Raw genomic sequence first — 24278 nt, 5'->3', positions numbered from 1 at the left:
CGCCGGGAGGTGTGGCGATGAGCATCGAGTACCTGATCACCGCGCTGATCGTCATTCTCGTGCCGGGCACCGGCGTGGTCTATACGATCGCGACCGGGCTTTCGGCCGGGCGGCGGGCCAGTATCGCCGCCGCCTTCGGCTGCACGCTCGGCATCGTTCCCGCCATCCTCGCCTCGGTGCTTGGCCTGGCCGCGATCCTGCACACCAGCGCGGTTTTGTTCCAGGTGCTCAAATATGCCGGCGCCGCCTATCTCCTCTATTTGGCCTGGCGCACGCTCCAGGAAAGCGGTCCGATGCGGCTCGACGGCGGCCGCCGGCCGGCCCCGGGCCTGCTGGCGACGGTACGCACGGGGTTTCTGATCAACATCCTCAACCCGAAATTGTCGGTGTTTTTTCTCGCCTTCCTGCCGCAGTTTATCGATCCGGCGGCGGCCGCGCCCGTCGGCCGAATGCTGGGGTTGGGCGTGGTGTTCATGGCGATGACCTTCGCAGTCTTCGTCATCTATGGCAGTTTCGCGGCGATGATCGGCGCGAGGCTGCTGACGAGTGAAACGGCGCTGCGCTGGATGCGGCGTACGGTTGCCCTGGCTTTCGCGGGGTTCGGCCTGCGGCTTGCGCTCGCGCAGCGCTAGGACGGGATGCCGGCGTGTCCGGGGCAGGCGCTGACCAACAAACAGGACTGAACTGATATGGGCTTCGAGCCGGAGATTCCCCCGATCCAGGTTCATTTATGCGTCAAGGACGGCAAGGCGGCGATCGCCTTCTACGAGGCGGCGTTCGGCGCCGTGGAGACGTTCGAGCAGATGGCCGAAGACGGGGAACGCGTGCTGCATGCCAACCTGTCGATGTTCGGCTCGGAAGTCATGCTGCAGGACGAGTTTCCCGAAATCTCCAAGGATGTGCTGGGGCCGACCTCGCGCGGCGGGGCGAGCGCGACCGTCAACATCAACCTCGCCAAGCCGGATGAAGTCGACGCCGCTGTCGCGCGTGCCGTGGCGGCGGGCGCGCAGGTCGTTTTGCCGGTCGACGACCAGTTCTGGGGCGCCCGCTACGGCAAGATCCGCGATCCGTTCGGCCATGTGTGGTCGTTCAACGCGCCACTGGAACAAGGCGGGTAGCGATGAAGGGTGCCGCGCAGGCCCGGCCCGCTCCCGCGCGCGGCCGATACGGGTACGGGGTGCGCGCGGCTGTCGCCGCGCTCGCGGTGCTGGCCTTTCCGTACGCCGAGGCCCGCGCGGCTTGTCCGCAGGAACTGGCCGTCTATTCCGAACGTGAAGGGTCGGCGGGGATCGATTTTCGTCCTGCGCTGCCGGGCGCGGCTCTGCACGCGATCGAATTCAAGCTGGCCTTCGCGCAGAACGGCGTCGTGCTCGACGGCATCGTGATGCAAACCGATCCGGGCGCGCGGCCTTACGGTCTGGCGATGCACCAATGTCCGGACGGCGACGTCACCGGCGAGGAGCTGGCGGCCTGCACGATCTGGGAAGGGCCGATCTACGGCATCGACGCCGGCGGCACTGTCACGACGATGCCGGAGCGCGGCAAGCCGGCGGCCGCACAGTTGCTTCTACCCGGTTTCGGCGCGGCGGTCCGCCATTCGCGCATTTACGGCGCCGACGGCGTCAGCGTGCTTCCGTGGGACGTGTTCGCGCTCAGCGGGTGCCAGGAATGAGCGACGGCAGCGTGCTTGTGCCCAGCCCGTCAGTTCCGGCGGCGCGGCAACCGAGAACTCTGCCCCGGACGACTGGGCTGCTCCGTGGTGATGAAGCGGGAAGGCAGACCAGACGAAATTGCATCGGCCGCGCTCTGGCATTTGTCCGACGAGGCGTCCTATACCACGGGCGCGATCCCAAAACTGGGCGGCGGCCGCTGAAAGAACCGAATGAAAGGAAGCAGCCATGACATATGACGTTGTCGTGATCGGGGGCGGGCCGGGCGGATATGTCTGCGCCATCAAGGCCGCACAGCTGGGGCTGAAGACGGCGGTGGTGGAAAAGCGCCCGACCTATGGGGGGACCTGCGTCAATGTCGGTTGCATTCCCTCCAAGGCGTTGCTGCACGCCTCTGAAGCCTTCATGGAGGCCGGGCACGGCCTGGAGGCGCTGGGCGTCGAGGTCGGCAAGCCGAAGCTCAATCTCAAGGCGATGATGGCGCACAAGACCCAAACGGTGGACCAGAACACCAAGGGTCTCGATTTCCTGTTCAAGAAGAACAAGATCGACGGCTTGCGCGGCACCGGCCGGATCATCGGCGAAGGCAAGCTGGAAGTGACCGACGCCGATGGCGCGACCAGGGAGGTTGAGGCCAAGAACATCGTGATCGCCACCGGTTCCGACGTCGCCGGCATTCCCGGTGTCGAGCTGGAGTTCGACGAAAAGACGGTCGTGTCGTCGACGGGTGCGCTGGCGCTGGAAAAGGTGCCGTCCTCGATGGTAGTGGTCGGCGGCGGCGTGATCGGGCTCGAGCTGGGTTCGGTTTGGGCGCGCCTCGGCGCAAAGGTCACGGTGGTGGAGTTTCTCGACACGATTCTCGGCGGCATGGACGGCGAGGTCGCCAAGCAGTTCCAGCGCATGCTCGGCAAGCAGGGCTTCGATTTCAAGCTCGGCCAGAAGGTGACCGGGGTGAAAAAGGCCAAGAAGGGAGCGACCGTCAGCTTCGAGCCCGTCAAGGGCGGCGAGGCCGAAACGCTCGACGCCGATGTCGTGCTGGTGGCGACCGGGCGCAAGCCGTTCATCGAGGGTCTCGGTTGCGAACAGGCCGGCATCGTGCTCGACGAGCGCGGACGGGTGCGCACGGACAGTCATTTCCGCACCTCGATCCCGGGTATCTACGCGATCGGTGACGTGATCGCCGGCCCGATGCTGGCGCACAAAGCCGAGGACGAAGGCGTTGCGGTTGCCGAGATCATCGCCGGCCAGGCCGGCCACGTGAATTACGACGTCATTCCGAGCGTCGTCTACACCAGTCCCGAAGTCGCTTCGATCGGCAAGACCGAGGAAGAGCTGAAAAAGGCCGGCGTCGACTACCGGGCCGGAAAGTTCCCGTTCTCCGCCAATGGGCGTGCGCGCGCGATGCTGAAAACCGACGGATTCGTTAAGATCCTCGCCGATAAGAAGACCGACCGCGTGCTCGGTGCGCATATTGTTGGCTTCGGAGCCGGCGAACTGATCCAGGAAGTCGCGGTTCTGATGGAGTTCGGCGGCTCGTCCGAGGATCTGGCCCGCACATGTCACGGTCATCCGACCATGTCGGAATCGGTCAAGGAAGCGGCGCTCGCCACTTTCGCCAAACCGATCCATATGTAGTTCGACCGAACTCCGGTCGACGAAAGGACGCCCGGTCGGACACCGACCGGGCTTTTTTCGTGAGCAGGCGCGGTGTCGCTTGGGTCCGATACCGCTTCACACTTCTTTACATTGACCGGTAAGGCGGGAAACGTTGGCCGCTTAGTGTGATCCCATCGCAGCGACGGTGCTGCCGAACAGAGGATCAAGACCATGCAGGACGACAAGCATCATTTCGACGATTCGATCAACACCGGGTCGTCGCGCTCGCGCGGCTGGATGCGCGGTGCGGTCGTGGGCGGGCTGGCCCTGGCGGCGATCGCCGGAACCGGCCTTGTGGCTGCGGCCGGCGGCGGCTTCGGGGGGGCAGACGCACATATGGGCGGCCAGTTCCTTAAGGCTCGCATGGGCGGCATGGGCGGTTTCATGATGGAGCGGCGGATGGGCCATATGCTGGACGAGATTGGCGCCACGGACGAGCAGCAGGACAAATTGTGGGAAATCATCGATGCCGCGCGCGCCGAAATGCGGCCGATGATCCGCGAATTCCGTGACACGCGCAAGGATATCGTCAATATCATCAGCGCACCGACCGTCGACCGCGAGGCGGCTGAAAAGCTGCGGGGCGAGCGGGTGCAGGCAATGGACGAGGTCTCGCGCAAGATGACGGCGGCGCTGCTCGACGCGGCCGAGGTGCTGACGCCGGAGCAGCGCGCCAAGCTCGCCGAGCATATCGGAAAGCGCGGCAGGCATCATCGCCGCTGACAAACGGCTTTCGGGCCGGTGGTCATGAAAGGAGGCTGGGCATGGCGGAACAGGTGCTGATCGTCGACGACGATACCCGCCTGTCCGCCATGCTGGCCGACTATCTGACCGGGAACGGATTTGCCGTGCGAAGCGCGGCGAGCGCGGCGGACGGGTTGTCGGAATTGCAGAAGCAGGCGCCGGACGCCGTCATTCTCGACATCATGCTGCCGGATATTGACGGGTTCGAGACCTGCCGGCGCATCCGCGCGGTCTCCGACGTTCCGGTGCTGATGTTGACGGCGAAGGGAGAAGAGACCGACCGCATCGTCGGGCTCGAACTCGGCGCGGACGATTATTTGCCGAAACCGTTCAACCCGCGCGAATTGCTCGCCCGGCTCAAGGCGATCCTACGCCGGCGTCGCGGCACGGGCGGCGAGCGTGTGTTGCGCTTCGGGCGGCTGGAGATCGATCCGGGCTCGCGCGCGGCGCGGCTCGACGGGACCGAGTGCAGGCTGACCAGTCATCAGTTCGACCTTCTTCTGGCGCTGGCCAGGAATGCCGGACGGACCCTGTCGCGCGACCAGCTCATGGACATGACGCGCGGCGAGGAACTCGAGGCGTTCGACCGATCGATCGACGTGCATGTTTCGCGCATCCGCGCCGCGATCGAGACCGACCCGAAACATCCGCGGCGGCTGATCACGGTGCGTGGCGCGGGCTATGTGTTCGCGCGCTACCAGGACGATCTCTAGCTTTCTCCTTGTCTGGACCGGGACCGGCTCATGCGCGGCAGTCTTTTTCTCAAGATGTATCTGACCCTGCTGACCAGTCTCGCCGTGGTCGCGCTCGTCGGCGCCGTTGTCGTGCGTATCGGCTTGGACGAGCGCGACACCGGCTGGCGCGCCCAGCGCGATCTGTTCGTGGCGGCGATCCTGCCGGCCGACGGCCGGCCGGCGGAAATCGCGGCGACCCTGACGCGCCTGTCCGAGACGTTCGACACCGATCTCACCCTGTTCGACCGGGACGGTCTTGTGCTGGCGCGCGCCGGCGCGCCGATCGATGCCGCTGTGCTGGGCCGGCCCGGGCGGCACGCGCGAAACGGCGGCGGGCATGTCTTCGTCATGCGGCTTCCCGACGGACGCGCGCTGGCCGCGCGCAGGGAGCGGCCGTTCGGGCCTCCCGGCCGCAATCCGATCGCCTATCTGGCGCTGATCGCCGGTGTTATCGGCCTGGCCGCCTATCCGGTGGTGCGGCAGTTGACGCGGCGCCTGGAACGGCTGCGGCGCGGGGTCGACGCCTGGGGCGAAGGCGCGCTGGTGACGCGCGTCGACGATCGCGGTCGCGACGAGGTGGCGGCGGTGGCGAAAAGCTTCAATCGGGCCGCAGCCCAGATCGAGCATCTGATTACCGCCCACCGCAGCCTGCTGGCCAATGCCAGTCATGAACTGCGCTCGCCGCTTGCCCGGCTGCGCATGGCGATCGACCTCTACGAGCGGGCGCCGGCGGAGGCGACCAAGCGGGAAATCGTCCGCAATCTGGCCGAGATCGACGAACTGGTCGACGAGATCCTGCTGGCAAGCCGGCTCGACCATCTCGAGCGACTCGACAATCCCCAGACGCTCGATCTCCTCGCGCTCGTTACGGAAGAGGGCGCGCGCCTGAAAATTCCGGTTAGCGGTATGCCGGCACAGATCACGGGCGATCCGCGGCTGATCACCCGGCTGGTGCGCAATCTGATGCAGAACGCGCTGCGCCACGGCGCCGAGCCGGTGAGGGCCAACGTGGCGCTGACGCCCGATTTCGTCCGGTTGAGCGTCGAGGACCGCGGCAAGGGCGTTCCCGAGGGTGAGAGCGAGCGGGTGTTCGAGCCGTTCTACCGGCCGGCCGGGCGCAGCGAGACGGCGGGCGGTTGGGGGCTCGGCCTGTCGCTGGTGCGCCAGATCGCCCATCACCATGGCGCAAGCGTCCGGCTCGAAACCCCGCAGGGCGGCGGCGCTCGGTTCGTTGTGGATTTCCCGCGCCGGGCATGACGCCGAGAGGGCTCAGGCAATTGCGGGCGTCCCGCCGGCCCCGCTCAGAACCAGGCGGGTCGCATCGTCAGCGTCGTGTCGTCGAGACTGTCGAGTAGCTCGCGCTTGACGCGCGCGACCGGCAGCTCATGCACGAAGAAATAGCGGCAGGCGGCGAGCTTGCCGTCGAGGAAGTCCGGATCGCCGTCGCCGTTCGCGCGTTGGCTTGCAGCGGTCATCGCCTGCCTCAACCACATCCAGGCGATCACGACATGGCCGAGCATGTCGAGATAGATCGTTGCGTTGGCGAGCCCAAGACGCGGGTTTTCCGCGACCGTTCGCGCAAGTGTGCCGGTGGTTGTGACCGTCTCGGAAAGATGGGTGGCGAGCGTTTCGGCGAAACCGGCGAGCCCGTCCAGCCCATGCGCGGCCTTGACGTCTTCCATAATGCGTTCGGCCAGCGTCCTGACGCCGGCACCGCCGGCTTGCGAAACCTTGCGGCCGAGCAGATCCATGCCCTGGATGCCGTGGGTGCCCTCATGGATCGGGTTGAGTCGATTGTCGCGATAAAGCCGCTCGACAGGATAGTCGCGGGTATAGCCATAGCCGCCCAGCACCTGGATGGCATGCTTGTTGGCCTCCAGGCAGTATTCGGACGGCCAGGATTTTACCAGCGGCGTCAACAGGTCGAGCAGCAGTTCGTCGTCGCGACGGGCCTGGCTGTCCTCGGCCACGCGGATACGGTCGACGAGGTCGGCGGCATAAAGCACCAGCGCGAGCGCCCCTTCGACGGCCGCTTTCTGGGCCAGAAGCAGGCGCTTGACGTCGGCGTGCTCGATGATGGCCACCGGCGGGCTCGCCGGATCCTTGCTGTCGGGATGGCGTCCCTGCGGGCGCTCGCGGGCGTAGGCGAGCGAGGCCCGGTATCCCGCCGCAGCCAAGGCCACCGCACCGAGGCCGACGCCGATGCGCGCCTCGTTCATCATCTGGAACATATAGGCGAGGCCGCGATGCGGCTCGCCGAGAAGTTGGCCGATCGCGGGCTCGTCTTCGCCGAAATGAAGCAGCGTGTTGGTGGTGCCGCGATACCCCATCTTGTGGTTCAAACCGGCCAAGACCACGCCGTTGCGCTCTCCGGGCGCGCCGTCGGGGCCGAGACGGTATTTGGGCACGATGAACAAGGATATGCCTTTAACGCCGGGCGGCGCGCCCTCGATGCGAGCCAGGACCATGTGGACGATATTGTCGGAGAGCTCGTGGTCGCCGCCCGAAATCCACATCTTGCGGCCGCTAATTCGGTACTCGCCGTCGCCCGCCGGCACAGCACCGGTGGTGATATCGCTGAGCGAGGAGCCGGCCTGCGGTTCGGACAGGCACATCGTGCCGAAGAAGCGGCCCTCGACCATCGGGCGCAGGAACAGTTCCTTTTGCGTTCGGCTACCGAAACTGGCGACAAGATTGGCGGCGCCGGCGGTCAGGAAGGGATAGCCCGACGTGCCGACATTGGCCATCATGAACATGAACGCTGCCGCCTGCCGGACCGTTTCCGGCATCTGCATGCCGCCCCATTCGTTGTCGAAGGCGGCGCCGAAGAAGCCGGCCACGCGATAATGCCGCAACGCTTCGCCGACGGCCTCGTCCATCACCACCTTGCCGTCGACAAAGGCGGGTTCGTTTTCGTCGAGCAGGGCCGCATGCGGCAGGAAATGGTCGAGGGCGATCCGCTCGGCCGTGTCGAGGACGCCGTCGATCGCGGCGGCGTCATAGTCGGCGAAACGCGGATATTCGGCAAGCCGCGCGGTGTCGAGCAGGTTGTGCAGTTGAAAGGCGAGATCGGCCCGGTCGATGGTGATCATGCAACGAATGCCGTCATTTTGCGTTTCGCCTTCAACCGATCGGCCCATCCCCACAAAGGAATGTCTCCGACGCACCGCGTTCGGCTGATCCAGACCGGTCGCCGAAGCGTAGAACGTGGTGCATGCCATCGCAAGCAGAGGGCCGCATGAGCAGACAGACCGCGAGTGACAGCATGATGCGGGCGGCGATGAAGGCGCCCTACCTCCAGCGCGACCAGGAACACGCCCTTACCGTGCGCTGGAAGGAACGGCAGGATCAAGAGGCTCTGCACCAGGTTGTCCTGGCGCATATGCGCCTGGCCGTCTCGATGGCCGCCAAGTTCCGCCGCTACGGCTTGCCGGTGAACGAACTCGTTCAGGAAGGCCATGTCGGGCTGCTCGAGGCGGCCGCACGGTTCGATCCCGAGCGCGGCGTGCGCTTTTCGACCTATGCCGCGTGGTGGATCCGCGCCTCGATCCAGGATTACATCCTGCGCAACTGGTCGATCGTGCGCGGCGGCACCAGTTCCTCGCAGAAAGCCCTTTTCTTCGGTCTCAGGCGATTGCGTGCCAAGCTCGCGCGGGCGCATCCGGGCGTGCCCGACGGGGTTCTGTTCGACCGGATCGCCAGCACGATCGGGGTTTCTGCGGCGGATGTCGCGCTGATGGACGCGCGGCTTTCGGCACCGGATCAGTCGCTCAACGCCCCGATTGGCGACCGGGAGGACGGGCCGGGCGCGGAACGCCAGGACCTTCTGGTTTCGGACGCGCCTTTGCAGGATCAGACGGTCGGCGGCATGATCGACGGCGAGCGCCGCAGCCGCTGGCTGCGCGAGGCGATGGAGGCTCTGGATCCGCGCGAGCGCGAGATCATCGAACGGCGCCGCCTGCGCGAGAGCGGCGCGACGCTGGAAAGCCTGGGCGACAGTCTCGGCGTATCCAAGGAGCGTGTGCGCCAGATCGAAAACCGGGCCCTTGCGAAGCTGAGAACCGTGCTGCTTGAGCGCCATCCGGATGCATCGCCGTTCGTGACCTAAGCGCGGCGGCGCGCGGTCTGCTCCGGGGCTGGTACGGCAGGGCTCAGCGATCGGTGACGATCTTGACCCGTTCGCCGGCCGAAACGCCGGCGCCGGGCGGCATGGCGTTCAACAGCCTGAACATTTCCAAGGCCCGACCTACGCCGCTCATGCGCGCGGCCAGCGTGCCCGCCGTTTCGCCGGGCTTGACCGTCACCACGCGCACGCGTAGCGGCTTGAGGTTGCGCCGTTCGGACTCACTGAGTATCCGGAAACTGCCGGCGACGGTGTTTGCCGTCGGCATGAGCGCGTTGCTTGCCTGCGGCGCGGCGGTCAGCAGCCGGTAGGCCTGGCCGCCGGCGCGGAACACGGCGATGTGGAACTGCCAGCCCTCGGCGCGCGCCAGCGCGGTCGCAGCCTGGCTACCATTGATTGTGGTCGTGCGAATGCTGTTGGGATCGAGGCCGGTAACCCAGCCCGATTGCAGATAGTCTTCCAGCGAAACATTGCGCTTGAGCGCGACGCCGTCGAAACGGATGGCGACGTCGCCGGGGCCGGCGGCGGTGACGGCGGTAGCCGAATTGTCGATCACGAATCCATCGGGAACGGCGAAGGCGATGCCGAGCCGCGGGTGCAGGAAATTGTTGCCGCGCACGAAGCCTTCTTCGGGCGTGTCGCCGAACAGCATGCCGTCGATCCCGTCGAGGAAGGAATCGCGATCGCGGCCGTCGGCGCCGGCCTGTGCGTGGCGCTGCGCATGGCCGCGTGCCAGGTCGATCCGCTGGGGCGCGTTGGGGTGCGAGGCGAGGAAGTCGAGGCTGGCGTCCGTGGCGCCGCTTATGCTGCGGAAATCGGCATAAGAGGCCATCGACTGCAGAAAGCGCGCGGCCGCGTAAGGGTCGTAACCGGCCTCCGCGATCATGCCGATGCCGATCTTGTCCGCCTCCAATTCCTGGTTGCGCGAAAATTGCGCCAGGCGCAGCTTGCCGCGCACCAGCGCGGCCTTGGCCACCTGGCTGCCGCCGAGTACGTCGCTGACCACCTTGGATGCCAGCAGTTCCTCGGCTTCCTTTTGCTGGCGCTGGAGGCCGTGATTGGCGGTGACGTGACCCATCTCGTGGGCGATGACGGCGGCCAGTTCGGCTGAATCATTGGCGAGCGCCAGCAGGCCACGGGTCACGTAAAGGAACCCTCCGGGCAGGGCGAAGGCATTGACGTTGGGCGAATTCAGGATGGTGATCTGGTAGGTCTGCTCGGGACTGTCGGACACCAGAGTGAGGCTGCCGACCACCTTGGCGACCATGCGCTCCAGCTTGGGATCGGAATATTCGCCGCCATAGGTTGCCAGGATGCGCGGATGCTGGGCGCGCGCCAGTTCGACCATGCGGTCGTTGCGCGTCACCGTGTCGACGGTCACCGGATTGGTGGACGGCACGAAGGCCTGTTCGCTTATGGCGCCGTCCAGGCTCTGGCACGCGCCAACCCACAGCGCGAGCGCAAGCACGCCGGCAAGGCGGCGCGCCACGCGGGCGAGAAACACCGATTCGTGCCCCGCAAGGATTGGCTGGCTTGTCGTGGACAGAACGTTTCCTTTCCTGGCCTGGCGAGGTGCGGCGCGTCCGATCTCCACCTGTTTGGCCATGCGCCATGATGAACGATATCACGCACGCTTTTATTGCAACGCCATAAATGTGGCGTACAATTTTGGCGGCTTGCGGGCAACTTTCCGTTACCGGGGCCGAAATTCGCCGGCTATGACCGTGCGTCGCCGAGATATCGGCCCAGCGCGGCGCCGCCTTTCCGAGAAAACATGTGGTCCGTCGCTCCGGTTTCAACCACCTGTCCATTTTCGAGGAAGGCGAGGTGCGGTGCGATGGCACGCGCATCGTCGGGATTGTGGGTTACCATGACCACCGTCATGCCGGTTTTTTGCTGAAGATCGGCCACGATGGCCAGCATGTCCTGACGCAGGGCCGGCCCCAGCGACGCGAAGGGCTCGTCGAGCAGCAGCACCGGGCGATTGCGCACGAATACCCGGGCGAGCGCGACGCGCTGCCTTTCGCCGCCCGACAATTCGCGCGGCAGGCGCTTTTCCTTGCCGGCGAGGCCAACCAGGGCCAGGGCGGCGGCCACGTCGGCGCGGTCGGATGCGGTAAGGCGCAGATTGGGCGCGCGACCGAGCCCGACATTCGCGGCGACGTCGAGATGGGCGAACAGGTTGTTTTCCTGAAACACCATCGTGACCGGCCGCGCGGCCGGCGACAATGCCGTTACATCGCGGCCGCCGATCAGGATGCGGCCCGATCGCGGCGTCTCGAAGCCGGCAATCAGCGACAAAAGCGTCGATTTGCCCGATCCGCTGGGGCCCATCAGGGCCAAAACCTGCCCGGCGGGCACGGTCAGATCGAACATCATCTCGCTACCGCCGGGATAGGCGAACCCGACCCGGTCGAGAACGATGTCGGCGGACGGTCCGGTGGCGGAGCCGGTCATGACAAGGTCCTTCCGCGCTGGTCGGCCAGCAGCATCAGAGCAAAACACAAGACTGCCAGCACCAGCGCGAGGCCGGCCGCGTCGGCGGTGCGGTAACTGCCGAGCCGCGCGAACAGCAGATAGGGCAATGTCTGCACCTGGTCGCTGCCGAACAGCGCGATCACGCCGAGATCGCCGAGCGACAGGGCCATGGCGAAGGCGAAGGCGGTTAGAAAAGGACGCCTGAGCGCCGGCCAATCGATCAGCCGCAACCGGGTGAAGCCGGTGATGCCGAGACTGGCGCAGAGGCGGTCGTGGCGCTCGGCCGCCGCATCGTGGGCCGGACGCAGCGCCCTGAGCGCAAACGGCATCGCCATCACCGCATTGACGGTGATCACCATGATCGGCGCAATGGCGAAGGCGTCGGCGAAATGGCGCAACAGGATGAACCAGCCCGCGCCCAGAACGATCGGCGGCACGACGAGCACCAGGCTGGCGCCTTGGTCCATGGCGCGTTCGGCGAGCGAGGCCGGCCGTGCCCCGCGCGCGCGCGCCAGCGCGTGGCGCGTCCTGACGAGCGCGTAGGTCAGCATCAGGCACAAGGTTGCCGCGCAGACCGCCAGGACGAGGCTGGTCGCGGCGGCGCGATGAACGGCGGCCTCGCCGGCCAGGCGCGGCAAGTCGGCCTGCAGCCCGGCGATCAGAACCGCCGCCAGCGGCGCGGCGACATAGGTGGCGGCGAGCGCGATCAGGCATAGATTGGCAAGGCGTTCGCCGGTTCCGGGCGCCGAAAAGCGCCGCGCCGACACGGAGGGATTGGCCTCGGCGGTCAGGTCCGCGCCGAGGCGAAAAAGCAAATAGAGGGCAAATCCGGTCAGGACGAGTTGCAACGCGGTCAGGACCAGCGCGCGCGCGGGATCGAAATCGAAGCGCAGCGCCTGGTAGATCGCCACTTCGAGCGTGGTCGCGGCCGGCCCGCCGCCGAGCACGAGGACGATCGTGAAGGAGGTGACGCACAGCATGAAGACGATGCCGGCGACGCCGCCGAGGCTGGCACGGATCGCCGGCCATTCGACGAAGCGGAACCGGGCGCGGGCGTTCATGCCGAGCTGGCTGGCCAGGCGCCACTGATCGGCCGGCACGGTGTCGAGCGCCTGCAACAGGAAACGTGTGGCGAGCGGCAGGTTGAAGAAGGTGTGGGCGACCAGGATCCCGGCCAGGCCGTAGATGCCCGGCCAGCGGCCGCCGCCCAGCGCGGCATACAGATCGGCGATCAGGCCCGACCGGCCGAGCAGCGCGAGAATGCCGAGAGCGGCGACCAGTGGCGGCAGGGCGAGCGGCAGTGCAAACAGCCGCAGCACCAGCGCCCGCCCGGGAAAGGTCGGATGACTCGCCAGCGCACGCGCCACGAAGATCGCCGGCACGACCGACAATACGGTCGACACCATGGCTTGCCACAGCGTGAAGCGCACGATGCGCAGCAGATAGGCATCGGGCGCGGCGAGCAGCGCCTGCGGCGCGCGCATGGCTTCCAAAAGCAGGCCGGCGCCCGCACCCGCCACGAGCAGCGCGATGCAGGCGAGCGCGGCGAAGCCGGCCCGCGGAGGGCCGGCGCTCATCAGCGGCTCATGACGGCCAGCCACTCATCGACCCACGCGTCGCGGTTTTCGGCGACCTCCTCGGGGCTGAACAGCAGGCTTTCTTGCGGCTGAACCAGCTTGTCGAAGGCCGGATCGAGCGGTTTATCGGTTTTTCCGGCCGGAAACATCCAGTTGGTCTCCGGGATCACATCCTGGAAGGCCGGCCCGGTCATGAAGGAAAGAAACGCGCGCGCGAGCGGGTTTTCGGCCCCCTTCTGGGTCAGGCCGGCGATCTCGATCTGCAGATAATGGCCTTCCGCGAACGCCGCCGCCCGGTAGCGGTCGGTGTCCTCGGCGATCATGTGATAGGCGGGCGAGGTCGTGTAGGACAATACCATCGGCGCTTCGCCGCTGGTGAACAAGCCATAGGCCTCGCTCCAGCCCGGCGTCACGGTCAGAACGCGCTCGGCAAGTTTTTCCCAGGCGGCGGCGGCGTCCTCGCCATAGACCGATTTCACCCATAACAGCAGGCCGAGGCCCGGCGTGGAGGTACGCGGGTCCTGGATGACGATCTTGTCCTCGCTGTCGCCCTCGACCAGGGCCTTTAGGCTGGCGGGCGGATCCTGGATCGCTTCGCCGTCGTAGACGACGGCGAAGTAACCGTAGTCATACGGCACGAAAAACTCGTCGTCCCAGCCGCCGGGAACCGAGACGTCGCCGGTGTCGATCCCGTGCGGGGCGAACAGGCCGGTCTGCTTGGCGTCGACGACGAGATTGGTGTCGAGGCCGAGCACGATGTCGGCCTTGCCGGCATCGCCTTCCAGGCGCAGCCGGTTGAGAAGCGCAACGCCATCGGCGACCGAGACGAATTCGAGATCGCAGGCGCATTCAGCCTCGAAAGCCTTTTCCACCAACGGGCCGGGACCCCATTCGGCGGTGAAGCTGTCATAAGTGTAGACGGTGACCTTGTCCTTGGCGTCTTGTGCGGCCGCCGGCTGCACGAGCAGCATGGCCGCCAGGCCGGTCGTTAAAATCGTCGTTGGTCCCCGTGCGCGCATGAGCGGCTCCTCTCGTTCGTGTTGAAAGGGAAATCAGGCGCTTTGCAAGGAGCGTCTAATCCCTCCGCCGGTACAAACCGGATCAGGTTCGGCGGGTTGGCCGGGACGGACCCGAATGCCTCTCAGCCGCGGCAAAGCTGCCGTGGCACCCCGTTAGAGCACCGGTTTCATAGGACGTCGCGCGGGCCCATGCAAGCCGGTCGACGACACCGTGCCGTCGAATGTGGCCTGGCGAACGACCTGGCCGGCCCGGGTGGGCTTCCTCTCGGCACCGGTCCTTGATACTGGGCTCGGCATGAGCAGATTTGCCATTCTTCTCGGCGGCGACGTGGTGCGCACGCCGCGCCTCGACGCCATACTCGCCGGCACGCGGGTAATCGCGGCCGATTCCGGCATGCGCCACGCGGCCCCGCTCGGGATCGCGCCGGAATTGTGGGTCGGCGATTTCGATTCGGTCTCGCAATCCGAGATCGCCCGCCACGGCGCGGTCGCGCGCGAAGTCTTTCCGCCGGACAAGGACCAGACCGACGGCGAACTCGCCATCGACGCGGCCTTGGCCAGGGGGGCGAGCGGGCTCGTTCTGGTGGGCGCGTTCGGCGGTCCGCGCGCCGACCACGCCTTTTTGCATATGTCCGTGGCGATCAGACTGGCCGAACGCGGTGTGGCGACCATGCTTTCAAGCGGCGTGGAGGAGGGCCATCCGCTCCTGGCCGGGACGGAGGCAGGATACGACTATGCGCCGGGCACGCTGTTCAGCATTCTTGCCTTTTCGGCACTGTCGGGCCTGAGCGTCAAGGGCGCGAAATGGCCGCTCGACAATGTCGAGATCGCTTTCGGATCCTCGCTCACCCTGTCGAACGAAGTGGCCGGTCCGCTGCACCTTTCCCTCGAGACGGGCCGCGCCGTGCTGCTTGCCCATCCGCAACCGAAAAAGGCGGGCTGACCGATCATGGCTCCACCGCTTCTGCGCCTCGACGCCATCCGGCTCACCTTCGGCGGCACGCCGCTGCTCGATGAGGTAACGCTTTCGGTCGCGCCGGGCGAAAAGATCGCCCTTGTCGGGCGCAACGGTTCGGGCAAGTCGACCTTGCTGAAGATCGCGGCCGGGCTGGTCGAACCGCAGGATGGCGAGGTGTTTCGTCACCCCGCCGTGACGGTTCGCTATCTGCCGCAGGCGCCGGATTTCGAAGGGTTTTCCACTGTCGAGGACTATGTCGAGGCTGGGCTCGGCCCGGCGGACGATCCGTATCGCGCGGCTTATCTGATCGAAAGCCTGGGGCTCGAGGCCGGCGCGGATCCGCAGCTGCTTTCGGGCGGCGAGGCGCGCCGGGCCGCGCTTGCCCGGGTTCTCGCGCCCGCACCGGACATCCTGCTGCTCGACGAGCCGACCAACCATCTTGACCTTTCGACGATCGAATGGCTGGAGGACGAGCTTTCGCGTACCGCCTCCGCCGTGGTGGTGATCTCGCACGACCGGCGGTTCCTGGAGACCGTGACACGCGCGACGGTGTGGCTCGACCGTGGCGTGGCGCGGCGTCTCGACAAGGGGTTCGCCCATTTCGAGGCCTGGCGCGACACGCTTCTGGAGGAAGAGGAGCGCGAACAGCACAAACTCGGCCGCCAGATCGCGCGCGAGGAACACTGGCTGCGCTATGGGGTGACCGCGCGGCGCAAGCGCAATGTGCGCCGTCTCGGCGAATTGACCACGCTGCGCGAGCGGTTTCGCAATCATCGCGGCGCGGAGGGCGCGGCGAAACTGGTGGCAAGCGACGCGACGGACTCGGGAAAGCTCGTCATCGAGGCCAAGGCGATCGCCAAACGCTTCGACGGTCCGCCGGTGGTCGACAATTTCTCGATCCGTATCCAGCGCGGCGACCGGGTCGGTCTTGTCGGCCCGAACGGAGCCGGCAAGACCACGCTTTTGAAAATGCTTATCGGCGCGCTTGAGCCGGACAGCGGCACTGTTCGGCTCGGCGTGAACCTTGAGATCGCCACGCTCGACCAGCGGCGAGACGCGCTCGACCCTGACGAGACCCTGGCGCATTTCCTGACCGATGGCCGCGGCGAGACGGTCTCCGTCAATGGCGAGGAACGCCACGTCGTCTCCTATATGAAGGATTTCCTGTTCAAGCCGGAGCAGGCGCGTACGCCGGTACGGGAATTGTCGGGCGGCGAGAAGGCGCGGCTGATCCTGGCCCGGCTTCTGGCGCGGCCGGCCAATCTTCTGGTGCTCGACGAGCCCACCAATGATCTCGACATGGAAACGCTCGACCTGTTGCAGGAACTCGTCGCCGGCTTTTCCGGCACGGTGATCCTGGTCTCCCACGATCGCGACTTCCTCGACCGCACGGTGACCAGCACGATCGCCCCGGAGGGAGGCGGCCGTTGGGTCGACTATGCCGGAGGCTATAGCGACATGCTTGCCCAGCGCGGCAGCACGCGCTTTGCGCTTGGCGGCGGCGACAAGAAAGGCGGGGCCAAGCCGGACGGCGCCCTGTCGTCATCGGCCGCGCGACCGCAACCGGCCAGGCAGCCGGCCCGGAAACTGTCCTACAAGCAAAAATTCGCGCTCGAGACCTTGCCGGGCAAGATCGATCAGGCTGAAGGCGAGATCGAGAAGCTGGAAGTCCGGCTCGCCGATCCGGAGTTTTACGTGCGCGATCCGGAAGGATTTGCGAAGATTGCCGCAAAGCTCGACGATAAGAAGATGGAACTGGCCGCCATGGAGGAGGAATGGCTGGAACTGGAGATGCTGCGCGAGACGGTCGAGCAAGGGTAGGGCCGGTGCGCGGGACGGCCTCTGCCGTGACATTGCGGCCGCCGCGACCGGGCGAAGCCGGCTTGCTGACGGCCGTGTGCCTGCAATCCAAGGCCCATTGGGGTTATGACCGGGCGTTCATGGAGGCCTGCCGCGAGGAACTCACGTTGACGGAGCCCGATCTCGACCGGGCCCGGCTGCAGGTTGCCCTGCGCGACGGCGCGATCGTCGGCGTTGCCGAGATCGCGCTTGCCGATGACGAGGCGGATCTGGAAAAACTGTTTGTCGCTCCCGAGGCGATGGGCTGCGGTGTGGGAGGCATGCTGTTCACATGGGCGGTGGCGGCGTGCCGGCAAGGCGGCGCCCGGCGCATGATCATCGAGGCAGACCCCGATGCGGCGGCCTTTTACCGCAAATACGGCGCGCGGGACGACGGCCAGTCGCCCTCCGGCTCTATCCCCGGCCGGTTCCTGCCGCGCCTGGTGCTCGATCTCTAATCGTGCCGCGGATGGCTTTTCTCGAAAGCGGCCTTCTGGTCGGCTGAGGCCTCGATCTGGTGCCTTGCGCGCCATTCCTCGTAGGGCATGCCGTAGACGATCTCGCGCGCGTCTTCCTTCGACAGCGTGACGCCTTCGGCCTCTGCCGCGTCGCGGTACCAGTTGGACAGGCAGTTGCGGCAAAAGCCGGCCAGGTTCATCAGGTCGATATTCTGTACGTCGGGCCGCGCCCGCAGATGATCGCGCAAGGCGCGGAATGCGGCAGCCTCGAAGTCGCGCTGCTGTTCTGGCGTCAATTTCGTCATGCGATCGCTCCCTGTCAGACCGGGCCGGTTCGCGAACCGAACTGCTCCACCCGATGCATATCGTCCCGGCGGTCGACCGCGTCAAGGATCGGCGCCAGCCGCTCGGCCCAGCGCGTTGCGCCGGCTTCGGTCGCGATCAGGTCCTGGCGCAGCTCGATCAATAGATGCGGGTAGCCATTGACGGTGGCATGGCGGAACATCGTGTCGCCGCGCAATGCGCCGTCATAGGGCTCGTTGTCGCCCACCACGAGGTCGGGATCGGCGCGCAGCGCCTCCAGCACTGGCTTCACCGCGCGGTCGTCGCTGTCCCACAGAATGCCGACATGCCAGGGCCGGCGCCGACCCTGCATGGCGGGGGTGAAGGAGTGGATCGAAACGATGAAGGGCGCGCGCCGGCTCGCCGCGGCGACCGAGGCGGTCATGGCCGCGACGGCGTCGTGGTAGGGACGGTAGAACCGGTCGAGCCGGCGCTCGCGTTCATGTGCGGTGATCGGATAGTTGCCGCTTATGACCGTGCCGTCATAGAGCTGGCGAATCAGTGTCGGGTCGTCCTCGCCGCGATTGGGGTCGATCAGCAGCCGCGAGAAGCCGGCCAGAACGGCCGGAGCGCCGATCAGGGCGGCAAGGCGCCGCACCACCCATTCCACGCCGATATCGTAGGCGATGTGGCGGTCGAACTCGGCGGCCGGAATACCGAGATCGCCGTATTCGTCAGGCACGGCGTTGCGGGCATGGTCGCCGATCAGGACGATACCGCGCTCGCGGGCGCCGTCCACGATCTCGACGGGTGAAAAGAGGGCGGTGCGGGTCATAAGCGTAGCAAACCGAAAAGCGGGAACCTGTCCGATTGACCGAATGGAAGAGGCGGTGCATGTCCTTTCACGACCGATGGCGGATGGCAATGCCGTTGTTTCGACACTGTTGTGGCAGATGCCAAAGGCGATCGTGCCGCCACGGGTTGGGCAATGGCGGCGAGGCCGCGTTGACACGGGCCTGCAGTTTTCCGAAAAGGAGGAACGGACCATGTTTCGTTCACGGGTGAGGGACAGCGTTATGGATTTTGCAGGCGTTCGATCTGCAGTCCGCTGCGTCGGCGTGTCGCTTCCCGTTCTGGTTTTCCTCGTTCTCGCAGGCACCACGCAATCGGCGAGGGCCGATTTCCGCGTTTGCAACGCCACGCAGAACCTCGTCGGCGTGGCCATCGGCTATCGCGCCAGCGCGGGCTGGATTACCGAGGGGTGGTGGCATATCGAGGGCTCGACCTGCAAAACCTTGATCGAGGGACGGCTGTCGTCACGCTACTATTATCTTTATGCGGAAGATGCCGAACGGGGCGGACGCTGGGACGGGCCGATCAACATGTGCATCGCCGACAAGGAATTCAAAATCGTCGGCGTGCGCGACTGCATCCCGCGCGGCTTCCAGCGAGCCGGGTTCCAGGAATATGATACCGGTCAGCAGGCGAGCTGGATGGTCCAGCTCACGGACGAGCCGGCAACCGACGGGACCGCCGCCGTCACGGGAACGGGAAATCAATGAAACGCAGCCGCAAGGTCCGGATCCTGGCGACACTCGGGCCGGCCTCGTCCGAGGAGGCCATGATCCGCAGGCTCTACGAAGCCGGCGCGGACGTCTTCCGCATCAATATGAGCCATGCCGACCATCCGCTGATGCGTACGCTTGTCGAGCGTATCCGCAAGGTCGAAAAGGCCGTCGGTCGGCCGATCGGCATTCTGGCGGATCTGCAGGGACCGAAATTGCGGGTCGGCAAGTTCGCCGACGGCGCGGTCGAACTGGAAGTCGGCCAGACCTTCACCTTCGACGACAATCCGGAACCGGGCGATTCGAGCCGTGTCGAGCTGCCGCATCCCGAAATCCTGCGTTCGGTCAAGAAGGGCGACCGGCTGCTGATCGATGACGGCCGGTTGCAGCTCAAGGCCGTCGGGGCGACGGGAACCGCGATCGAGGCCGAAGTTGTCGCGGGCACGACAATATCCGATCGCAAGGGCGTGAGCCTGCCCGACACCGACCTGCCCGTCGGGGCGCTGACCGACAAGGATCGCCGCGACCTTGACGCGGTGCTGCAGGCGGGCGTCGACTGGATCGCGCTGTCCTTCATCCAGCGGCCCGAGGATCTCGCCGAGGTGCGCAAGGTGGCGCGGGGACGCGCGGCGCTGATGTCGAAGATCGAAAAACCCCAGGCGGTGGCGCGGCTTGCCGAAATCATCGAGCTTTCGGACGCGTTGATGGTGGCGCGCGGCGATCTCGGGGTGGAAATGCCGATCGAGGCCGTTCCGGGCATCCAGAAACAGCTCACCCGAGCCGCGCGGCGCGCCGGCAAGCCGGTGGTGGTCGCCACGCAGATGCTGGAATCGATGATCTCTGCCCCGGCGCCGACCCGGGCGGAGGTGTCGGACGTTGCCACTGCGGTTTTCGAGGGCGCGGACGCCATCATGCTGTCGGCCGAATCGGCGGCCGGCGACTATCCGGTCGAGGCGGTGGGGATGATGAACGCGATCGCCGAGCAGGTCGAAAAGGATCCGACCTATGCCGGCATCGTCCATGCCCAGCGCGCCGAGCCTGAAGCGACCGGCGCGGATGCGATCTCGTTGGCCGCGCGCCAGATCGCCGAGACGCTGAAGCTGTCGGCGATCGTGTGCTACACCTCATCGGGTACGACGGGTCTGCGCGCGGCGCGCGAGCGGCCGCAAGTGCCGATCATCGCCTTGTCGCCGGTGGTCGAGACGGCGCGTCGCCTGTCGCTCGTGTGGGGCACGCACTGCGTGGTCACGCCGGATGCGACCGATCTCGACGATATGGTCGATCGGGCTTGCCGGATCGCCTTTTCCGAAGGCTTCTGCCGCCCCGGCGACCGTATCATCGTGACGGCGGGCGTGCCGCTCAGGACGCCTGGCGCCACCAACATGCTCAGGATCGCCTATATTGGCTCGGACGGGCTGAGCGGCATCTGACCCGCACGGGGCAAGGCGGTTCGCGTGCTACCGGGATGCGGCGTTTAAAGGCGGCTTCTCGTCGGGGCAATTCTCGATCGGACCGAACGCATCGTCGGCGATCCGGACTTCGACCTCGCGCGCGGCGGCGGCAAGATCACGGTCGAGGCCGGCGACCGTTTCGATCGCCGCCACGGTGAGATCGGGCGCGGTCCAGTCCGGCTTGTGGCCGAGATTGTCGATCCATACCGCGCGCGCGCCGGGAATGTCGCGCGCAAGCCCGGTCGAATGGATCTCCTCGTAGACCACGGTGTCGCGCCTGCCCGAGATCACCACGGTCGGGGTGTCGATTTCACCGTAGCGGGGGGCCACCCGGGTGACATAGTCGTAGAGGCCGGTGACGTCCTGCGCATTGGCGCGAAAGGTTCCAGGCCGCAAAACAAGCCCGATACCGGCCTCTTGGGCATAACCCTCCGGAAGGCGGTTGGGGGCGAAGACGCAGGCGGTCGCGGCCGCCATGCGCAGGGCGCCGCCCGGAAGCGCGAGCGTTTCGGAAAACAATCGTCCGAGCAGCGGGGTGGCGGTCAGTTCATAATACCAGGCGGTGCCGGCGCCCGGCCACGGGTGCGATACGGCCGCCAGGAAAACCAGGCCGGCGGTCTTTTGCGGGTGATCGAGGGCGAAGGTGGCGGCAATGGCGCCGCCGAAGGAATGACCGACCACGATTGCCGGGCCAATCTCGAGATGATCCATCAGCGCGGCAATGGTTTTTGCCTGGCCGGCCGGCGTGGCGTTGTCGGCCGGGCCGCGCGCCGACCATCCGTGACCGGGACGGTCGACGAACAGCATGTCGGCGCGCCCTTCCAGGGTTTTGCGCAGCGGCAGCATCGCATCGCGCAGATTGCCGCTGGCGCCGTGGACGAAGACGATCGGGGGAAGCGGCGCGTCAGCGGCCGCCGGCACGCGCACGAAATGCATGCGGGTGTCGTTGACGGTGGCGAAGCTTCCCGATGGCGGGTTTTTTCTCTCCGCCATCCATACGCCGACGCGGGTGACGCCGGCGGCGACCAGGATCAGGGCAAGCAGGAAAGCGCAGAATGCGTAGACGAGATTCATCGCGGGAGTGGCTTGCCGGTGACGTGGATCGGACGGACTGTCGTTGAGACCGTGTAAGATCGGGTTTCGCTCAAATGCCTTCGCCGGCCAGCTCTTCGGTCAAGGTAACGACCTCGTTCTGGGCGTTGCGCATCATCGGGTAGATCGCCAGCACGCGTTCATAGGCGCGTAAGGCCAGTTCCTTGCGCCCGGTCGCCTTGAGGATCGCGCCCATGCCGGACAGGGCGCCGAAATGGCGCGGCTCCAGATTGAGCGTGCGCTCGATGTCGGCCATGGACTTGGAATAGCTGTCCATCATGTAATGGACGGTCGCGCGCCGGTTCCAGCCTTCGGCGTAGTCGGGCTCGAGCATGACGATCTGGTCGAGGAAATCGAGCGCGACGGCGAATTCCTTCTTGCGCGTCGCCTCACTCGACCATTGCAGCAGGAGGTCGATCGTGGCGCTGCCTGATTTCATCCATTCGTCCCAGATGCGCTGGGCGATGCGTTCGGCCGCCTTTTCGTTGCGTTCGCGCTTCAGATCCATGAACAGCGTGTCCAGGCGTGAAGTTTCGGCTTCCTTACGCGCCGCGGGCTCAGCAGCCACGGCCGCACCGACGGACAGGAGCGCAATGCCCAGGACGCAAGAAACTAATCTAGAGAATCGCAAAACGCTCCGCATGGCCGGGAATCTAGTCCCCGTCCGCGGAACGTCAAACTGAAAAAACCGTGATCGATGCTCGGCGCGCCGCATGCCGAGTCGGCATGGTGCGATCGGCAGTCGTGCGAAAGCCGGCTCGCGCCTTTCGGTGCGATTTCCAGCTTCAGCCCTGGCGGGCCTTGAAGCGCGGATTGGCCTTGTTGATGATGTAAATCCGGCCCTTGCGGCGAACCATCCGGTTGTCGCGGTGACGGGATTTCAACGCCTTAAGCGAATTCTTGATCTTCATTGTTCCGGTCCGTCATGCCGACCCGAAAGGGCCCAACGTGAAAGGCGCGCCGGGGAGGCGCGCCGTAAGTTCGCGCGGTCCTTAAACGATCCGGCGGCGGCGTGTCAACCTTTCGCCGAAAGCGGCGCGATCCGCGTGACATGGCCCATCTTGCGGCCGGGCCGCGTTTCGGCCTTGCCGTAGAGCGTCAATACCGTGTCCGGCTGGCGCATGAGGTCGGCAGCCTCGTCGATCTCGGCTCCGATCAGGTTTTCCATCACCGCGTTTGAATGGCGCCGGGGATCGCCGAGCGGCAGGCCGGCAACGGCGCGGATGTGTTGTTCGAATTGCGAGACCGCACAGGCGGCGTCGGTCCAGTGGCCGGAATTGTGAACGCGCGGCGCAAATTCGTTGACGAGGAAGCCGCCGTCGGCGAGCGCAAAGAACTCGACGCCGATGACGCCGACGTAGCCGAGAGCCTCCATAAGTGCAAAAGTGCTTGCACGCGCGCCAGCAAGAGTTGCCGGCTCGATGCCGGCCGGCACCAGGGAGCGGCGCAGAATGCCCTCGCGATGTTCGTTGCGGGCGGGGTCGTATGCCTGCACCGTTCCGTCGGCGGCGCGCGCCGCGATGACGGAAAATTCGAAACTGAAATCGACGAGTTCCTCGAGGATCAGGGGAACGTCGCCCATAGCCGCGACCACGCCCCGGCACGCGCCAGCGGCGAGGCCGCGCAGCACCCGCTGGCCCTTGCCGTCATAACCGAGACGGCGCGTCTTGAGCACGCCGCTTCCGCCAAGCGCGTCGAGCGCGGCGGCGAGGTCGGCGTCGCTGTCCACAGCGAAATGGCGGGCTGTGGATATGCCGGCGTCGTTGAGAAAGGTTTTTTCCGTCAGGCGATCCTGGGCGATGTCGAGTGCCTTGGGTGGCGGCAATACGCCAAGCCGCTCGGCGAGCGACCTCGCGGCCGCGACGGGGACGTTTTCGAACTCGTAGGTCACGACGTCGGCGCTGCCGGCGAGGGTGGCGAGGGCGGTGGGGTCGTCATAGGCGCCGACGATCTGGCTTGATGCCAGTTGTGCGGCCGGGCAGTTGGGTTGCGGGTCGAGGATCACCGTCTTGTAACCCAGTCGGGCGGCGGCGCCGGCAAGCATGCGGCCGAGTTGGCCGCCCCCGATAATGCCGATGGTCGCGCCCGGGCAAAGCGGCGCCGTCATGCGTCGTCGGCGGGACGTGCCGCCACCTGCTCGCTTTGGCGTTCGCGGTAATGGTCGAGCCTGGTCGCGAGGTCGGCATCGCCAAGCGCCAGCACGGCAGCCGCCAGCAGCGCCGCGTTGACGGCGCCGGCGCGACCGATCGCCAGCGTGCCGACCGGGATGCCGGCCGGCATCTGGACAATCGACAGCAGCGAATCCTGGCCCGAAAGCGCCTTGGATTCGATCGGTACGCCAAAAACCGGCAGCGGCGTCATCGATGCCGTCATACCGGGCAGATGGGCCGCGCCGCCGGCGCCGGCGATGATGACACGGTAGCCCTTGTCGCGCGCCGTGCGGGCGAATTCGTAAAGCCGTTCCGGCGTGCGGTGCGCCGAGACGATCAGCGCGTCGTGGCCGATATCGAGCTTTGCCAATGTGTCGGCGGCATGGCGCATGGTCGGCCAGTCCGATTGGCTTCCCATGATGATGGCGACGTCGCGAGCAGGGCTTTGCAAGGGCTGATCCCATGTGAAGGAGGCAACAGGC

The 24278-nt window shown here is 66.3% G+C and carries 25 protein-coding genes and 1 riboswitch; of the genes, 13 read left to right on the top strand and 12 right to left on the bottom strand.

Going from position 1 to position 24278, the window contains the following annotated elements; genetic code table 11:
- The first annotated feature begins 17 nt into the window (after positions 1 to 17).
- The 7 genes from EP380_RS07875 to EP380_RS07840 all read left to right on the top strand — a co-directional run bounded on the left by EP380_RS07875 (position 18) and on the right by EP380_RS07840 (position 6061).
- Complete coding sequence (locus EP380_RS07875) at positions 18 to 632, top strand: LysE family translocator (protein WP_127597847.1); 615 nt, start codon at positions 18 to 20, stop codon at positions 630 to 632.
- A 57-nt stretch (positions 633 to 689) separates the two neighbouring features.
- Positions 690 to 1118 carry a VOC family protein gene (locus tag EP380_RS07870; protein ID WP_106570133.1) on the top strand — a complete coding sequence of 143 codons (429 nt, stop codon included), beginning with the start codon at positions 690 to 692 and terminating at the stop codon, positions 1116 to 1118.
- 2 nt (positions 1119 to 1120) lie between these two features.
- On the top strand, positions 1121 to 1672 hold the full coding sequence (locus EP380_RS07865; protein ID WP_238719778.1) for a hypothetical protein: 552 nt from the start codon (positions 1121 to 1123) through the stop codon (positions 1670 to 1672).
- A 226-nt stretch (positions 1673 to 1898) separates the two neighbouring features.
- A complete protein-coding gene (gene lpdA, locus EP380_RS07855) occupies positions 1899 to 3305 on the top strand; it encodes a dihydrolipoyl dehydrogenase (RefSeq protein WP_127597845.1) in 1407 nt (468 codons plus the stop codon).
- A 192-nt stretch (positions 3306 to 3497) separates the two neighbouring features.
- The gene (locus EP380_RS07850) at positions 3498 to 4049 is read left to right on the top strand and encodes a Spy/CpxP family protein refolding chaperone (protein WP_127597843.1); all 552 of its coding nucleotides are present in this window, start codon (positions 3498 to 3500) and stop codon (positions 4047 to 4049) included.
- Between the two features lie 41 nt (positions 4050 to 4090).
- Positions 4091 to 4783: a response regulator gene (locus tag EP380_RS07845; protein ID WP_106570130.1), complete on the top strand. Its 693-nt coding sequence runs from the start codon at positions 4091 to 4093 to the stop codon at positions 4781 to 4783.
- Between the two features lie 30 nt (positions 4784 to 4813).
- Positions 4814 to 6061: a sensor histidine kinase gene (locus tag EP380_RS07840; RefSeq protein WP_127597841.1), complete on the top strand. Its 1248-nt coding sequence runs from the start codon at positions 4814 to 4816 to the stop codon at positions 6059 to 6061.
- Between the two features lie 44 nt (positions 6062 to 6105).
- Here EP380_RS07840 and EP380_RS07835 read toward each other — a convergent pair whose 3' ends face one another.
- Positions 6106 to 7896 carry an acyl-CoA dehydrogenase family protein gene (locus EP380_RS07835; RefSeq protein ID WP_127597839.1) on the bottom strand — a complete coding sequence of 597 codons (1791 nt, stop codon included), beginning with the start codon at positions 7894 to 7896 and terminating at the stop codon, positions 6106 to 6108.
- A 146-nt stretch (positions 7897 to 8042) separates the two neighbouring features.
- Here EP380_RS07835 and EP380_RS07830 point away from each other — a divergent pair, with 146 nt between their 5' ends.
- Positions 8043 to 8912, top strand: a complete 870-nt coding sequence (locus EP380_RS07830) for an RNA polymerase factor sigma-32 (protein ID WP_127597837.1) — start codon at positions 8043 to 8045, stop codon at positions 8910 to 8912.
- A gap of 43 nt (positions 8913 to 8955) precedes the next feature.
- Here the strand turns inward: EP380_RS07830 and EP380_RS07825 are convergent, their stop codons facing one another.
- The 4 genes from EP380_RS07825 to thiB form a co-directional block, all read right to left on the bottom strand.
- On the bottom strand, positions 8956 to 10533 hold the full coding sequence (locus EP380_RS07825; RefSeq protein WP_127597835.1) for a M48 family metalloprotease: 1578 nt from the start codon (positions 10531 to 10533) through the stop codon (positions 8956 to 8958).
- Positions 10534 to 10643: 110 nt separating this feature from the next.
- Positions 10644 to 11384, bottom strand: coding sequence for a thiamine ABC transporter ATP-binding protein (gene thiQ, locus EP380_RS07820; RefSeq protein ID WP_106570126.1), 741 nt, complete (start codon positions 11382 to 11384; stop codon positions 10644 to 10646).
- Positions 11381 to 12982: a thiamine/thiamine pyrophosphate ABC transporter permease gene (thiP, locus tag EP380_RS07815; RefSeq protein ID WP_127597833.1), complete on the bottom strand. Its 1602-nt coding sequence runs from the start codon at positions 12980 to 12982 to the stop codon at positions 11381 to 11383. The genes thiQ and thiP overlap by 4 nt, the downstream gene beginning before the upstream one ends.
- Complete coding sequence (gene thiB, locus EP380_RS07810) at positions 12982 to 13953, bottom strand: thiamine ABC transporter substrate binding subunit (protein ID WP_238719803.1); 972 nt, start codon at positions 13951 to 13953, stop codon at positions 12982 to 12984. Before thiB ends, thiP begins: the two co-directional genes overlap by 1 nt.
- Positions 13954 to 14043: 90 nt before the next feature.
- A riboswitch (TPP riboswitch) is annotated at positions 14044 to 14164 on the bottom strand.
- Positions 14165 to 14296: 132 nt separating this feature from the next.
- Here thiB and EP380_RS07805 point away from each other — a divergent pair.
- Genes EP380_RS07805 through EP380_RS07795 form a run of 3 tightly spaced genes read left to right on the top strand, consistent with a single transcriptional unit; the run spans position 14297 to position 17256 of the window.
- Positions 14297 to 14944: a thiamine diphosphokinase gene (locus EP380_RS07805; protein WP_127597831.1), complete on the top strand. Its 648-nt coding sequence runs from the start codon at positions 14297 to 14299 to the stop codon at positions 14942 to 14944.
- Between the two features lie 6 nt (positions 14945 to 14950).
- On the top strand, positions 14951 to 16780 hold the full coding sequence (locus tag EP380_RS07800) for an ABC-F family ATP-binding cassette domain-containing protein (RefSeq protein ID WP_127597829.1): 1830 nt from the start codon (positions 14951 to 14953) through the stop codon (positions 16778 to 16780).
- A 26-nt stretch (positions 16781 to 16806) separates the two neighbouring features.
- Positions 16807 to 17256 carry a GNAT family N-acetyltransferase gene (locus tag EP380_RS07795; protein WP_238719777.1) on the top strand — a complete coding sequence of 150 codons (450 nt, stop codon included), beginning with the start codon at positions 16807 to 16809 and terminating at the stop codon, positions 17254 to 17256.
- On the opposite strand, the gene EP380_RS07790 is transcribed toward EP380_RS07795, so the two are convergent.
- The gene (locus tag EP380_RS07790; protein WP_127597823.1) at positions 17253 to 17561 is read right to left on the bottom strand and encodes a DUF1244 domain-containing protein; all 309 of its coding nucleotides are present in this window, start codon (positions 17559 to 17561) and stop codon (positions 17253 to 17255) included. The two genes, EP380_RS07795 and EP380_RS07790, sit on opposite strands and share 4 nt — an antisense overlap.
- Before the next feature lie 14 nt (positions 17562 to 17575).
- Positions 17576 to 18373 (bottom strand): N-formylglutamate amidohydrolase, encoded by a 798-nt coding sequence (locus tag EP380_RS07785; RefSeq protein WP_127597821.1) that lies wholly within the window; start codon positions 18371 to 18373, stop codon positions 17576 to 17578.
- Between the two features lie 241 nt (positions 18374 to 18614).
- On the opposite strand from EP380_RS07785, the gene EP380_RS07780 reads away from it, so the two are divergent.
- A complete protein-coding gene (locus EP380_RS07780) occupies positions 18615 to 19100 on the top strand; it encodes a DUF1036 domain-containing protein (protein ID WP_106570497.1) in 486 nt (161 codons plus the stop codon).
- The gene (gene pyk, locus EP380_RS07775; protein WP_127597819.1) at positions 19097 to 20533 is read left to right on the top strand and encodes a pyruvate kinase; all 1437 of its coding nucleotides are present in this window, start codon (positions 19097 to 19099) and stop codon (positions 20531 to 20533) included. The genes EP380_RS07780 and pyk overlap by 4 nt, the downstream gene beginning before the upstream one ends.
- A 27-nt stretch (positions 20534 to 20560) precedes the next feature.
- On the opposite strand, the gene EP380_RS07770 is transcribed toward pyk, so the two are convergent.
- The 5 genes from EP380_RS07770 to purE form a co-directional block, all read right to left on the bottom strand.
- Entirely contained in the window at positions 20561 to 21628 is a 1068-nt protein-coding gene (locus EP380_RS07770; RefSeq protein ID WP_127597817.1) for an alpha/beta fold hydrolase, read from the bottom strand.
- 70 nt (positions 21629 to 21698) lie between these two features.
- A complete protein-coding gene (locus EP380_RS07765) occupies positions 21699 to 22289 on the bottom strand; it encodes a hypothetical protein (RefSeq protein WP_127597815.1) in 591 nt (196 codons plus the stop codon).
- 142 nt (positions 22290 to 22431) lie between these two features.
- Positions 22432 to 22557 (bottom strand): type B 50S ribosomal protein L36, encoded by a 126-nt coding sequence (gene ykgO / locus EP380_RS07760; RefSeq protein WP_106570116.1) that lies wholly within the window; start codon positions 22555 to 22557, stop codon positions 22432 to 22434.
- Between the two features lie 104 nt (positions 22558 to 22661).
- Positions 22662 to 23753, bottom strand: coding sequence for a 5-(carboxyamino)imidazole ribonucleotide synthase (locus EP380_RS07755; RefSeq protein WP_127597813.1), 1092 nt, complete (start codon positions 23751 to 23753; stop codon positions 22662 to 22664).
- Positions 23750 to 24214: a 5-(carboxyamino)imidazole ribonucleotide mutase gene (purE, locus tag EP380_RS07750; protein WP_106570114.1), complete on the bottom strand. Its 465-nt coding sequence runs from the start codon at positions 24212 to 24214 to the stop codon at positions 23750 to 23752. Before purE ends, EP380_RS07755 begins: the two co-directional genes overlap by 4 nt.
- Positions 24215 to 24278 lie beyond the last annotated feature (64 nt).

It is taken from the genome of Nitratireductor alexandrii (assembly GCF_004000215.1).
Lineage (GTDB): Bacteria > Pseudomonadota > Alphaproteobacteria > Rhizobiales > Rhizobiaceae > Mangrovimarina > Mangrovimarina alexandrii.
Note: the sequence above shows the minus strand (reverse complement) of the source record. Positions and strands in the feature narration are given on the sequence as shown.

What these genes read in the sequence shown, in the direction of transcription:
- EP380_RS07875 (WP_127597847.1), top strand. Translation starts at nt 18, where the DNA reads ATGAGCATCGAGTACCTGATCACCGCGCTGATCGTCATTCTCGTGCCG.
- EP380_RS07870 (WP_106570133.1), top strand. Translation starts at nt 690, where the DNA reads ATGGGCTTCGAGCCGGAGATTCCCCCGATCCAGGTTCATTTATGCGTC.
- EP380_RS07865 (WP_238719778.1), top strand. Translation starts at nt 1,121, where the DNA reads ATGAAGGGTGCCGCGCAGGCCCGGCCCGCTCCCGCGCGCGGCCGATAC.
- lpdA (WP_127597845.1), top strand. Translation starts at nt 1,899, where the DNA reads ATGACATATGACGTTGTCGTGATCGGGGGCGGGCCGGGCGGATATGTC.
- EP380_RS07850 (WP_127597843.1), top strand. Translation starts at nt 3,498, where the DNA reads ATGCAGGACGACAAGCATCATTTCGACGATTCGATCAACACCGGGTCG.
- EP380_RS07845 (WP_106570130.1), top strand. Translation starts at nt 4,091, where the DNA reads ATGGCGGAACAGGTGCTGATCGTCGACGACGATACCCGCCTGTCCGCC.
- EP380_RS07840 (WP_127597841.1), top strand. Translation starts at nt 4,814, where the DNA reads ATGCGCGGCAGTCTTTTTCTCAAGATGTATCTGACCCTGCTGACCAGT.
- EP380_RS07835 (WP_127597839.1), bottom strand. Translation starts at nt 7,896, where the DNA reads ATGATCACCATCGACCGGGCCGATCTCGCCTTTCAACTGCACAACCTG.
- EP380_RS07830 (WP_127597837.1), top strand. Translation starts at nt 8,043, where the DNA reads ATGAGCAGACAGACCGCGAGTGACAGCATGATGCGGGCGGCGATGAAG.
- EP380_RS07825 (WP_127597835.1), bottom strand. Translation starts at nt 10,533, where the DNA reads ATGGCCAAACAGGTGGAGATCGGACGCGCCGCACCTCGCCAGGCCAGG.
- thiQ (WP_106570126.1), bottom strand. Translation starts at nt 11,384, where the DNA reads ATGACCGGCTCCGCCACCGGACCGTCCGCCGACATCGTTCTCGACCGG.
- thiP (WP_127597833.1), bottom strand. Translation starts at nt 12,982, where the DNA reads ATGAGCGCCGGCCCTCCGCGGGCCGGCTTCGCCGCGCTCGCCTGCATC.
- thiB (WP_238719803.1), bottom strand. Translation starts at nt 13,953, where the DNA reads ATGCTGCTCGTGCAGCCGGCGGCCGCACAAGACGCCAAGGACAAGGTC.
- EP380_RS07805 (WP_127597831.1), top strand. Translation starts at nt 14,297, where the DNA reads ATGAGCAGATTTGCCATTCTTCTCGGCGGCGACGTGGTGCGCACGCCG.
- EP380_RS07800 (WP_127597829.1), top strand. Translation starts at nt 14,951, where the DNA reads ATGGCTCCACCGCTTCTGCGCCTCGACGCCATCCGGCTCACCTTCGGC.
- EP380_RS07790 (WP_127597823.1), bottom strand. Translation starts at nt 17,561, where the DNA reads ATGACGAAATTGACGCCAGAACAGCAGCGCGACTTCGAGGCTGCCGCA.
- EP380_RS07785 (WP_127597821.1), bottom strand. Translation starts at nt 18,373, where the DNA reads ATGACCCGCACCGCCCTCTTTTCACCCGTCGAGATCGTGGACGGCGCC.
- EP380_RS07780 (WP_106570497.1), top strand. Translation starts at nt 18,615, where the DNA reads ATGGATTTTGCAGGCGTTCGATCTGCAGTCCGCTGCGTCGGCGTGTCG.
- pyk (WP_127597819.1), top strand. Translation starts at nt 19,097, where the DNA reads ATGAAACGCAGCCGCAAGGTCCGGATCCTGGCGACACTCGGGCCGGCC.
- EP380_RS07770 (WP_127597817.1), bottom strand. Translation starts at nt 21,628, where the DNA reads ATGAATCTCGTCTACGCATTCTGCGCTTTCCTGCTTGCCCTGATCCTG.
- EP380_RS07765 (WP_127597815.1), bottom strand. Translation starts at nt 22,289, where the DNA reads ATGCGGAGCGTTTTGCGATTCTCTAGATTAGTTTCTTGCGTCCTGGGC.
- ykgO (WP_106570116.1), bottom strand. Translation starts at nt 22,557, where the DNA reads ATGAAGATCAAGAATTCGCTTAAGGCGTTGAAATCCCGTCACCGCGAC.
- EP380_RS07755 (WP_127597813.1), bottom strand. Translation starts at nt 23,753, where the DNA reads ATGACGGCGCCGCTTTGCCCGGGCGCGACCATCGGCATTATCGGGGGC.
- purE (WP_106570114.1), bottom strand. Translation starts at nt 24,214, where the DNA reads ATGGGAAGCCAATCGGACTGGCCGACCATGCGCCATGCCGCCGACACA.